An 11,057-nucleotide genomic window follows, 5' to 3' on the forward strand; every position below is an offset into this window, starting at 1 on the left:
GATGAGTGTCGACGACATCAAAGCATCGCTTGTTGAGGCGAACAGCCTGATGGCCGGAGCCCGCGGGATATTTCTGGGTGCAACCGAGGTTGCTGAGGAAGGCAGAAGCTTAGCTGATAGTGCCTGTCACGACAGTGGTAAAGGTGAAGTTGTCGCGGCGGTAAGAGCATTCAACTCGGCAGTGCAGGAGATCGAGCGGGCTGTCCGCAGATTTGATAGCGCCATCGAGTTGGCCGACGAATATCGAGGTCAACTCTAGTGGCCGCAAGCATGGAACCTGTGCTTGCCCAGATTCAGGCGGCATTCGATAAGCTTGCCGAAGCGTCGGTGCGTGCAAGACGTGCGGCGTCTGACGCAAAGCAAGCCCGAGATATTTATCGTCAGGTTGCGCAAGGTGCTGAGGACCCAAAAGTTCGTCGGGCTTTGGCTGAAGCGCAAGTTGCATTTGATAAGTGTGGGCGATACGCGAACCTTCTGGATGCTGTCCGGGGTCGGTACGAAGCCTACTTTCAGATTGTCGCACCTGGCTGGCGGTTTAGTGGCGCTGACGGCATGCCGAGCGGTGAACGACTGAGCGAGGAAGCGTTGGCTCAGGAATCCTACATCGAGCAGATGCATCGCAAGTTTACCAACCTGGTTGCTGAGAACGAGGGGGAGATCAGGCAAGTCGAGCAGGTCACCCGGGAGTCGATCGGTGTCATCAAGGACCTGGTGCGACCTGGGGGCACCCAAGCTGGAACCGTTGCGCCGAGCGGGAACCCGACGGCCCAGCCGAGGATGCAAGATTCTCAACATCCACTTGCGGACGCGACTATCGCATTGGTTGGTATCGCAATGGTTGGTCGTGTGTGGGTTAAGAACATTAGAAGTTCGAGGTCAAGGGGAAAGAATGAAAATCAAGCCGGAGATAGTTGATTACATCCGTACCTTTGTTCGCGACGAGTATGACGAGAACGATCGAATCGAACGCATTCTTGATGAACAGGGATGGGGTGATGGCTTTGCGTCATACCTGGCAGCAGTCTTCTACTTCGTTATCGATCGCAGATTTGGAGGCATCTGGGATCAAGGTTCGGTAATCCAGTTCGTTGCGGACATGCGAGCCGCTAACTCTGCTGCGGCCGGAGTGGATCCGAGTGTCGCCGAGGCGGGTATTCGTGCTGCACTCGATCCAGCGGCTGGCCTGGATGTTCCCTTGGAGGAACTCACCAAGATGCAGACGTTTGCCATTCATCGGGCCGTTGCCGAACTAGATATGACCGACAGCGATCTCGACGATCTACTGGGCAAGGCCGAGCGCCTGGCGTCCCGATAAGTAGTCGCTCACGGCGGTGCAATCACATCTATCGGAGGTTGACGGTTGGCCAACATTCAGGAAGTCAAAACTGGGCTTTCCGTGTCTGTCGAAAAGGCTGACAAGGTCATGTCCCGTATCAAGAACGCAATTGAAGAGATCGACAAAATGCTTGCGGTATTGCGATACGTCTCCTCCAGTGCCGGTCATCCCTTGGTCCAAGCAGCGATCACCCGCTGCGAGCAGGGCAAACAGCGTCTCGTGGAAGCTGCAACCCTGGTGCGGGAAACTCGCTCGGCTGCATCTGAGTACCGAGGGCTCCTCGGCTGATTCCCAGGTTGAAGAGAAATAGAGGGCCAGATGCCTGACCTGCGAGATTACGTCGATATCCAGCTCGGCTCGGCGCGCGAGCAGTGGAGATCGATCGCCTCTCGCGTTCCGGTTCCCGGCAAGCGGCAAGTCGACTTCCTGCCGGTCGAGACTCTCATCTGCCTTGCCGTGGGCCTAGTTGTCGATCGTCGTCGGTATGGCGGCGGCACGGCAGACAACGCCGCCGAGCCCATACCGACGATCGCGCGGCTGTTCTGCCGGCCGAACGGAAGCATTCTGGCTAAGATGGCCAACCTCGATGGCAGTTTGCGTAACGGCGCCAAGCACGAGGTCCAGGTCGCTGCCCAGCTGCTCGCCGAGCCCGGACAGCTCGGCGCCGTCTATCGGCTCCTGCTCGCCGCCGCTCGCAGCGTCGGCATTGGGCCGGAGGCTTTGCCTGACTTTCTCGGCCTGGCCGACGACGACGGCGATCTGCTCCTGATCGGCCAGCGTGAGTTGGACGAGTCGGACGTCGCCGCCGCTGTTCGCCCGGCCGTGGATGTGTGGCGCGCTTCCCGGGCCGACCTGGACGAGCGGACCACGGAGCGTCTCCTGATGGCGGCCGTTCGCGTCGGCCAGCACCGGTTCGCCAGCGAAGTGCTGCGCAACCACGGGCATCAGTGCGTCTTCTGTGGCCTCTCGGTCTCGCTGCCGGAGAAGCGAGCGGCGCGGATGCTCGTCGCCAGTCACATCAAGCCGTGGCGGGCGTGCAGTAACGCCGAGCGGCTCGACGCGCGCAACGGGCTGACGGCCTGTCCGACGCACGATGTCGCGTTCGACACCGGGCTGTTGACCGTCAACGGTGGTTTGCGCATCCATGTCAAGCCCGCGCTCGTCGCAGCGGTCGAGACGGATCCGGCGACGCGAGCGGCCTTCGGGCGGCCACCGCTGGCCGAGCGGCTGCTGCTACCGGATGGCGCCCAGCCTCCGCACACCAAGTATCTGGCGTGGCATCGCCAGCACATCTTCGAGGAAGCGACGCACTGACCTCAGACGGCCGGCAACGGCAGTTGCTGAACGATCGCTCGGGGGCGTGACCGCTTCTGCTTCGTGTGATCCGCGACGTGGTCGACGATGGCCGTCCCGACGGCCTCCGCCAGCCGAGGCGGGACGGCGTTGCCGATCAGACGGCCGAGCGGCGCGAACTGGACGGGCTGATCGGGGGCCACGAACTCGTACTCCTCCGGGAAGCTCTGCAAGATCGCGGCCTCCCGCAGCGTGAGGGCCCGGTCCTGCTCCGGGTGCCCGAATCGGCCGGCGCCGTAGTTGTACGCGAGCGTCGTGATCGTCGGCGCGGGCTCGTCCCATGCCATCCGGGCGTACACGTTGCGGAAGGTCGACCCGGACGCCTTGCGATGGCAGGGCGCACGCAGCTCTTCGTCCCACTGCTCCCACGTACCGCCCGGCTTGGACTGCCTGATCCGCTTGAGGTTCGTGTCGCTCAGACTGCGGCACTTGTGCAGCGGGTCGTCGGCCGCGGCCTGCCCGTGCTCGACCGGAGTGAGGCCCTCGATCCGTTGGCGGACAGTGACGTACTCCGAGCTAGGGACCGTGCCCTTCGGAACCGCGATCGGGCCGAGCAACGAGGCGACCAGGACCATGCGCCGCCGGCGCTGCGGCACCCCGTACGCGGGGCAGAAGCACGACGAGTGATCGACCGAGTAGCCGAGCTCACGCAGCCCGACTACGAACTTGCGGAAGATCGCGGTGCTGACGATCCGTGGCACGTTCTCCATCGTGACGATCTCGGGCAGGGTGCCCGCGATTAGGCGGAGCATCTCGTCAACGAGGGGCCACTGGGCCTCCTGCGAGGTGTCGACGCCACGACGGTACGAGGAGAAAGGCTGGCATGGCGCGCACCCGGCGAGGACCCGGACGGACTTACCGGGCCACATCGCGGCCAGCTCGTCGGCGGTGATCTCACGGACGTCGCGGCGGTGGAACGGCGCATCGATGTTCGCGCGGAACGGGTAGTCGCAGCTGTCGTCGACGTCCACCCCGGCGGCGACGTGGATGCCGGCCTTCAAGAGACCGTACGAAAGCCCGCCGACTCCGCAGAACAGGTCGACAGCGGAGATCTTGATAGGTCGGGCGGCCATGCTGGGATCCTAGTGGATCAAACCAGGAGAGCGTACGCCCCGGGCCGTCGCCTGTGCGGTGCTGCGTCCGATCCTCGACAGACTCAAGATCCGTAGTGGACTGTGTGTCGACCAGGATGTTCGGAACATTCTCGGGGTCGACTTGCCAGCTGGATGACGTACCGTCGTGATTTCGACTGTGAATCTCGTACGTTCGTCTCGGTCGGCCTCGGCCGACGCGCCGGTCGCGGCGGGTGACACGTGGCCTTACCTGCGTGAAAGGGTCAAACCGGCTGCCATTCGAGTGGGCAACGACCCTCGTCGACACTCGAACATATGTATGAGAATCGTTTTCTTGTCGGTGTTCGTACCTATCATGGTGCCACTCGTGATCGAGGAGGCAATCGTCATGGTGATGGCGCGGTCGGCAGCACGACGGACGAAGCATCGATCGACCAGCGTAAACAAGGCGCACGTTGAAGAGCTGCGTGCGATCCTCGACCAGCACGAAGCTGAACAAGCCCGCAATCTAGTGGGCAACTTCTTGAATCGCTACCAGATCAGCCACCACGACGTGGATGCACTTTTGAACGGGCTGGCCGGCAGCCCGGAGGAGCAGGCGGCCGGTGGAGAGCCGGACGGACCTGTTGCCGGCGTCGACCTTGATCTCGATGATGGCCCGGCAGTGACGGTCGACGTCGCCGAGATGTCGACCGACGACGACGCCTTGGATTGGATGTTCGCGGACGAGCCACCCCTGCCAGCTCCGCGATCAGCCAGCGACGTCGTCGGGCGCGCGCTCGACGATCTCCTGGGAGACTGGGAGAGGAAGGGCGGGCAGCTGACGCGCGAAGAAGTGTCGCTCGTCGCCACGCACCGGAAGCTGACTCCGGAGCAGCGCGCCGACCTGCTGGACCAGCTCGTCGAGGCAGGCGTCCAATTGCCAGCCGTCGCAGCCGCCCGGCCGAGCCGAGTCCTACCGGAGGGCTACGAGTTCAACGGCGATGGCATCCGGCAGTACCTGCGTCAGGTCGCCCGCTACCCGCTCATCGGCGCAGCCCGGGAAGTGGAACTCTGGGCGTCGATCCAGCAGGGTTTGGCCGCCGAGGAGCGACTGAAGTCGGCAGACTCGGCCGAGGCGGCGCCCGAGCTGATGCGGAGCTTGCAGGAGCAGATCGCTGAAGGTAAGCGCGCGCACAGCGAGCTTGTCTGCGCCAACCTGCGCCTGGTCGTCTCCATCGCCAAGACGAGACAGGACGAAGTCTGCGGAGTCGAGTTCCTGGACCGGATACAGGATGGAAACCTCGGCCTCATGCACGCCGCGAACAAGTTCGACGGTTCGAAGGGATTCAAGTTCTCCACCTATGCGACGTGGTGGATCCGGCAGGCGATCGAGCGAGGCATCGCCGACCGAGGCAGGGCAATCAGAATTCCAGTGCATGTCCACGAGAAGATGGCAAGGGTTCGGAGGGAGAGGTTGAGGTTGGCTGCCTTGCTGGGCCGAGAGCCGGCGCTGTCGGAGATCTGCGAGCGCACCTGTTACGAGCCGGGCTTGGTGCAGGCGGCGCTTGACCTCATGCGGCCCCTGCGTAGTCTCGACGAGATGCTCGGCGAGGAAGGTGATCTGCGACTTTCTGACCTGCTCGCGCATGGAGGGGAGCGTGACTGCCTAGCCGATCCGGCCGATATAGTTTTGCATGATATTTTCCGCCGGGACGTGACCTATACTTTGCCGTCGGCGCTCCCTGATCGCGACCTGGAGGTCATCAAGCGGAGGTTTGGTTTTGATGACGGCGACGAGGAGACGCTAGAGCAAATCGGTGTCAGGCTCGGGCTATCTCGTGAACGTATTCGCCAGATCGAGAAGAAGTCAATGTCCAAGCTTCGCGCGAGCGGCGGAATCCGGGACCTCCGTTCCTATCTGATAGATGATTCCCGAGCGGTTGCGGCTACCCCTGCTGTGGGAAGGTGGGCTTCGTGACCAGCTCAGGAGTTCAGAGCTTGGAGCAGGCGTGCGAGGCGTTCGTTGCCTGGCTCGACCGCCGGGTGATCGCGGCAGGCCGTGGGGACGGCCTGGACCGCTTGGAGGTCGCTCCGTCGGGCACCTTCTGGCTGGGGCGGCTGTCCTGCGAGGACGAGGTCAAGGACGGACTCAACGACGACCGTTCGGAGCGGCTGGATCCGTGTGCGATCGGGATCAGACTGCGTCCGGCAGGCGGGCCGCCATGGTCGATGTCCGTCACGGTGCGGGCACGCGCCTGGGGCAAGGACGAGCCGAAGGACCCGGATCCGAGGGGCCGCTGGTGGCGCAGCGACCTGGTCGAAGAAGTCGTCTCGGTGTTGGTCGACGGCGCCGGTACAGAGGCCGGATCGAAACAGCTCGAGGATGCCTTCGCCGCCGTCGGCGTGCCCGGTCTGTCGGCGAAGGTCAAGGTCGACGTCGAGGACTGGCACAAGCAGACCGAGTTGGTCGTGCAGCTGGTCAACACCAGCCCGATCAAGGCGCCCGGCTTGGCCGACTCTCATCTGTTCGAGACACAGATCGAAGTGCGCGGCTTGTCGACCGTGCCGTTTCAGTTGGAGGCGCTGCCCGACAGCTTCCGCTACGACCGCCAGGTGCCTGCCTACGGCGTGAACGTCGGCGTCGAGGTGTTGGCGCCCGACGTCTTCCGTACGACCGACACGGTCACGGTGCAGACGTTTCGGCCGACGTACTGGAACGGCGCCGACGCGCCGCCGGACCTGTCGTTCGCGACGCTGGCGGCCGATCCGATCCCGCAGCTGACCGCGCTCGTGGAGGCGCTGGCGGCTTACGACGAGGCGCACTGGTCGCCGTCGGTGCTCGACGCCCGGCAGGCGGCCGAAGGCTGGACCCCGGCGATGCGGGCGGAGGCGAATCGCTCGGCCGGGGAGGTCTTCGGTGAGCTGGATCGTCTCCGCACCGGGCTCGAGCTGCTGCGCGCCCGACCGGAGCTGTGCCGTGCCTTCCAACTGATGAACAAGGCGATCGCCCGCAGCGCTCGTGGATACGACACGTGGCGGCCATTCCAGATCGGCTTCCTGCTGGCTACGGTTCGGTTCCTGGTCGAGCGGGACGAGGAAGCCGAGTACGTCGACACCGTCTGGTTCGCCACGGGTGGCGGCAAGACCGAGACGTACCTCGGTCTGCTGCTCACGGCGGCCTTCTTCGACCGGCTGACGGGCAAGACGATGGGTGTGACAGCCTGGTCGCGGTTCCCGCTGCGGTTGCTCAGCCTGCAGCAGACCCAGCGGTTCGCTGACGCGCTCGCCGGCGCCGAAATGGTCCGCCAGGAAGAGAACGTGGGAGGTACGCCGTTCAGCCTGGGCTTCCTCGTCGGTCAAGCGGGCACACCGAACAAGGTGGTCCCGAAGGCGGAGAAGGACGAGATCACTCCGGACAGCCCTGGTATGCCGGACAAGTACCAGGTCTTGCTGCACTGCCCGTTCTGTCGGGCGGAGAAGCTGACGATGCGGTTCGACCGCAAACGGTGGATGCTAGAACACCGCTGCACCAACCCCGACTGCACCAATGGCAGTCGTCCGCTTCCGATGTACGTGGTCGACCAAGAGGTGTTCCGCTTCCTGCCAACGGTTGTCGTGGGGACCTTGGACAAGGCTGCGTCCATCGGCATGCAGCAGGCGATGCGCGGGTTGGTGGGTCCGCCGCAGAAGGTGTGCTCGGTGCCCTGGCACGGGTTCACCTACGCCCAGCGATCCTCCTCGCCCAACGGGTGCCTGGTGCCGGACTGCCAAGGCGGGCCGGCTCTCAGGGACCTGCCGATGGACGGCGAGCGGTTCGGGCCGTCGCTGCGGCTGCAGGACGAGCTGCACCTGCTGCGTGACAGCCTTGGGGCGGTCGACTCCCATTACGAGAGCCTGCTGGATCATCTGCAGCAGAGGTTGTGCGGCTCTCGGGCGAAGATCGTCGCCAGTAGCGCGACGTTGACCGGCTACGAGCATCAGGTCGACGTGCTCTATCGCCGGCGCGGCCGCGTGTTTCCGCAGCCCGGTCCGCGTGCTGGCGAATCGTTCTGGACGATGCCGACCGACGAGCCGCTGCGGCGTTTCGTGGCGGTCGCGCCGCGCGGCGTCACGCTGGAGCACGTCAGCGACCGGACCTTGGACACACTGCAGCGCTGCATTCGCGAACTCAAGGACGAACCGGCAAGGGTTTGCGCGGACGCCGGGATCGACCTACAGCACGTCGAAAAGCTCGTGAGCCTGTACGGCACGGATGTCGTGTACGGCACCACTCTCTACGACGTGGAGGCCGCCGGGCGGAGCCTGGGCAGCAACAACACCGTGTCGGGCATCAACGTCGAGCAGCTCACCGGTCAGACCGACTTCGACGAGGTGCGAGCGATCCTCGATCGGCTGGATCACCCGGAGCCGAACTTCGACGACCGCATTCACGTGATCGCCGCCAGCTCGATGCTGTCGCACGGCGTCGACGTCGACCGGCTCAACACGATGGTGATGCTGGGGCTGCCGCTGACCACAGCCGAGTTCATCCAGACGACGGCCCGAGTCGGCCGCCGGCACCCCGGTTTGGTCTACGTGCTGCACAAGATCGGCCGGGAACGGGATGCCCAGACCTTCCGGCACTTCGGCCCCTACGTCCGACAGGGCGACCGTTTCGTCGACGCGATTCCGATCACGCGACGCAGCCGGCGAGTGCTGGATCTGACGATTCCGGGTGTCGTCGGTGCGCGAACGTTGATGATCCGCGAGCCGGCGAGCAAGCAGAGGCTCAGCACACCGGCGAACCTGCGCGGTTATGCCCGTGACTCCGGTATGTCACCCGCTGGCGAGGCCGCCGAGATCGCGGCGCTGCTCGGGTTCGACGACGTAACGGATCCGCTGCATTGTGAGCAGATCGCGCAGTGGATGAGAGAGTGGTTCGCAGACCTCGACGACCCGAGCACTCGGGCAAGGTTCACCAGTGAACTAGGTCCCCGGCAACCGATGAGGAGCCTCCGCGACGTCGAGGCCAGCGCACCGATCCACGAAGACAGGCGGTCGTGATGAAGCCTCTCGCATCTCGCAGTGGCAGCCAGATCCTGCGGACTTTCCTGCCGGAGCAGACGGTGGACTTACGTGGCGACATCTACCAGGTCACTGAATGGTCGGCGCCCGTCCCGATCGAGGTCGATACCGATCTGGTGCGCCGGCATCTGCTCGGGGAGATCGCCGCGTGGGCGGTCAAGGACAACGACAGCGGGATGAGCGGCGAACTGCTTCGCCGGGCGCCCGTCGAAGTCGTGGAGCTGGACGACCGACGCGGCGTTACAGTCGAACGTTATCCCAAGGTCTGGCTGTGCCGGGTCTGCAAGCGAATTGGTAAATCGCCGGACCGGCCCTGCAAGTGTCGGAAGGGCGGAAAGTGGGGTCAGCTGCACTTCGTGGGCATCCACGACTGCGGAAGGATCTACGAGCCGTGGATTCGACGCTGCAAGGAGCACGACGACGTCAAGGTCGTCATCCCGAAGAGCGCCAAAGCGGCCGACATCAGATTTATCTGCCCCACATGCGAAACCAAGACAATGCCAGGCCTTGGTTTCAACCGGACCTGCGACTGCGGTGAAGGCAACATTCGGTGGAACGTCCACAAGGCGCGCACCGTCTACACCCCGCGCGGCATGGTCCTCATCAATCCTCCAAGGCCGGAGCATCGGGAGGGCCTGAAGCTTGCCGGTGGCGCCCGCAAGGCGCTCGTCTGGGTCGTCGAAGGGCTGACCGCCGACCGCCCTGCCGACGTGTCGTCGAAGCAGACCCGGGAAGAGTTCCTGGCGAAGCTCGTAGCCGACGGTATGGATCCATCGTTTGCCGAGCAGATGACGGCGATGGCGGAGCAGGGTGGCCAGCTTGCCAAGCCGGGCGCGCATCCGATCGACCGGCTGTCGGGGCATCGGCGTGAAACGGCCGAACGCGAAGCCGCCGACATCGCGATGGCGCTGGCCGAGAGCCGGTTGCCGACGACCAAGCTGGGCGGATCGGGGGCCGGTGGTGCCCTCGCCGCTCGCTACCGCGACAGCTACCCGGCGGCGCTGGCCCGCGCCGGCGTGGCCGGGCTGGACCTGGTCGACAAGTTCCCAGTGCTCAGTGCCATGTACGGCTACACCCGTGGCGACGACGACCCGGCGAAGTGCCGGTTGATGCCGTTCCGCCGCAGACGAGGTGGCTACCGGCTGTACGGCAATCTTGCCGAGACGGAGGCGTTCCTGATCCGGCTGGATCCGCTGCGGGTGGCGACCTGGCTCTCCGGGCGCGGCCACCGGCTTTCCGGTTGGAAAGTCGGAGACCAGGACGAGGTTGCGGCGCGGGTCGCGATCCTGGAGTCGGCGGTGGTGCCGTCGAAGCGCGACGATCCGTCCGACGGCTCGCCCGGCACCGACCTTCTCAAGCTGGTGCACACCTACGCTCACCGGTTCATTCGCCAGACAGCGGTCTTCTCCGGCATCGAACGCGATGCGCTCAGCGAGTACCTGTTGCCTGGACATCTGGCGTTCTTCGTCTACGCCGGCGCCAAGGGCGACTTCGTGCTCGGCGGCATGCAGGCGGTGTTCGAGTCCAACCTCGACGACCTGATGCACACCTTCGTCGACGCGGAGCACCGGTGCCCGCTGGATCCGGGCTGCAGTCGAGGCAGCGGGGCGTGCAGTGCCTGCGTACATCTGGGTGAGCCGTCGTGCCGGTTCTTCAACCGGTTCCTCGATCGGGGGGTGTTGTTCGGACAGGGCGGCTACCTGCGGATCCGGCGGCCCGAGGAGTGACGGCCAGCAGTCGCCGCCACTGCGCTTCGACCCGGTCGGCGGCGGCTGCGGTGGCCTCGTGTTCCCACACGTGCAGCACGGTCCAGCTCAGGTCGGCCAGTGCCGCGTCCTTCGCACGGTCGCGGGCGACGTTGCGGTCCAGCTTCGCCTGCCACCAGTCCCGGTTGTTGCGCGGCAGGGTGCCGTGTTCGGGGCAGCGGTGCCAGAAGCAGCCGTCGACGAAGACCGCCAGCCGCGCTCGGGTGAAGACCACGTCGGGCCGGCCCGGCAGCCGCGCGTCGTGGATGCGGAAGCGCAGCCCCCGGCGGTGCAGTTCGCGGCGCAACAACAGCTCGGGCTTGGTGGAGGTGCGGGGTTGACGGCGGAGTCGGGCCGACGTGGCGGCATCGAGCGGTACGGGCAAGGGGGACTTTCGGCCCATCTCTCCAACCTATCTGGGGACGTTCCGTTAGATCACAGGCAGTTAGGCTTGTGAACTGGCGACAACGCGACTTGTCGGCGAACGTCTCATTTGTAACGATT

General features: G+C 64.9%; 10 protein-coding genes. 8 read left to right on the top strand and 2 right to left on the bottom strand.

Features of this window, described 5'->3' with window-relative positions; all coding sequences use genetic code 11:
* Window position 1: 1 nt before the first annotated feature.
* The 5 genes from O7608_RS07485 to O7608_RS07505 are packed head-to-tail and all read left to right on the top strand — an operon-like array spanning window position 2 to window position 2,650.
* Window positions 2–259, top strand: coding sequence for a hypothetical protein (locus O7608_RS07485; protein WP_289209271.1), 258 nt, complete (start codon window positions 2–4; stop codon window positions 257–259).
* A gap of 11 nt (window positions 260–270) precedes the next feature.
* A complete protein-coding gene (locus O7608_RS07490) occupies window positions 271–915 on the top strand; it encodes a hypothetical protein (protein WP_289209272.1) in 645 nt (214 codons plus the stop codon).
* Window positions 890–1,315: a hypothetical protein gene (locus O7608_RS07495; RefSeq protein ID WP_289209273.1), complete on the top strand. Its 426-nt coding sequence runs from the start codon at window positions 890–892 to the stop codon at window positions 1,313–1,315. The genes O7608_RS07490 and O7608_RS07495 overlap by 26 nt, the downstream gene beginning before the upstream one ends.
* Window positions 1,316–1,360: 45 nt before the next feature.
* A complete protein-coding gene (locus O7608_RS07500; protein ID WP_289209274.1) occupies window positions 1,361–1,624 on the top strand; it encodes a hypothetical protein in 264 nt (87 codons plus the stop codon).
* A gap of 30 nt (window positions 1,625–1,654) precedes the next feature.
* A complete protein-coding gene (locus tag O7608_RS07505; RefSeq protein WP_289209275.1) occupies window positions 1,655–2,650 on the top strand; it encodes an HNH endonuclease in 996 nt (331 codons plus the stop codon).
* A 2-nt stretch (window positions 2,651–2,652) separates the two neighbouring features.
* Here O7608_RS07505 and O7608_RS07510 read toward each other — a convergent pair whose 3' ends face one another.
* A complete protein-coding gene (locus O7608_RS07510) occupies window positions 2,653–3,762 on the bottom strand; it encodes a DNA cytosine methyltransferase (protein ID WP_289209276.1) in 1,110 nt (369 codons plus the stop codon).
* A gap of 367 nt (window positions 3,763–4,129) precedes the next feature.
* Here O7608_RS07510 and O7608_RS07515 point away from each other — a divergent pair, with 367 nt between their 5' ends.
* The 3 genes from O7608_RS07515 to O7608_RS07525 are packed head-to-tail and all read left to right on the top strand — an operon-like array spanning window position 4,130 to window position 10,535.
* Window positions 4,130–5,722 (top strand): sigma-70 family RNA polymerase sigma factor, encoded by a 1,593-nt coding sequence (locus O7608_RS07515; protein ID WP_289209277.1) that lies wholly within the window; start codon window positions 4,130–4,132, stop codon window positions 5,720–5,722.
* Window positions 5,719–8,787, top strand: coding sequence for a helicase-related protein (locus O7608_RS07520; RefSeq protein ID WP_289209278.1), 3,069 nt, complete (start codon window positions 5,719–5,721; stop codon window positions 8,785–8,787). The genes O7608_RS07515 and O7608_RS07520 overlap by 4 nt, the downstream gene beginning before the upstream one ends.
* A complete protein-coding gene (locus tag O7608_RS07525) occupies window positions 8,787–10,535 on the top strand; it encodes a DUF8724 domain-containing protein (protein ID WP_289209279.1) in 1,749 nt (582 codons plus the stop codon). The genes O7608_RS07520 and O7608_RS07525 overlap by 1 nt, the downstream gene beginning before the upstream one ends.
* On the opposite strand, the gene O7608_RS07530 is transcribed toward O7608_RS07525, so the two are convergent.
* A complete protein-coding gene (locus O7608_RS07530) occupies window positions 10,462–10,956 on the bottom strand; it encodes a very short patch repair endonuclease (protein ID WP_289209280.1) in 495 nt (164 codons plus the stop codon). The genes O7608_RS07525 and O7608_RS07530 overlap by 74 nt on opposite strands.
* Window positions 10,957–11,057 lie beyond the last annotated feature (101 nt).

This window comes from Solwaraspora sp. WMMA2056, assembly GCF_030345095.1.
Lineage (GTDB): Bacteria > Actinomycetota > Actinomycetes > Mycobacteriales > Micromonosporaceae > Micromonospora_E.

Excerpts from the sequence above, each read along its gene's own strand:
- O7608_RS07510 (WP_289209276.1), bottom strand. The coding sequence starts at position 3,762 with ATGGCCGCCCGACCTATCAAGATCTCCGCTGTCGACCTGTTCTGCGGA.
- O7608_RS07525 (WP_289209279.1), top strand. The coding sequence starts at position 8,787 with ATGAAGCCTCTCGCATCTCGCAGTGGCAGCCAGATCCTGCGGACTTTC.
- O7608_RS07485 (WP_289209271.1), top strand. The coding sequence starts at position 2 with ATGAGTGTCGACGACATCAAAGCATCGCTTGTTGAGGCGAACAGCCTG.
- O7608_RS07530 (WP_289209280.1), bottom strand. The coding sequence starts at position 10,956 with ATGGGCCGAAAGTCCCCCTTGCCCGTACCGCTCGATGCCGCCACGTCG.
- O7608_RS07495 (WP_289209273.1), top strand. The coding sequence starts at position 890 with ATGAAAATCAAGCCGGAGATAGTTGATTACATCCGTACCTTTGTTCGC.
- O7608_RS07505 (WP_289209275.1), top strand. The coding sequence starts at position 1,655 with ATGCCTGACCTGCGAGATTACGTCGATATCCAGCTCGGCTCGGCGCGC.
- O7608_RS07490 (WP_289209272.1), top strand. The coding sequence starts at position 271 with ATGGAACCTGTGCTTGCCCAGATTCAGGCGGCATTCGATAAGCTTGCC.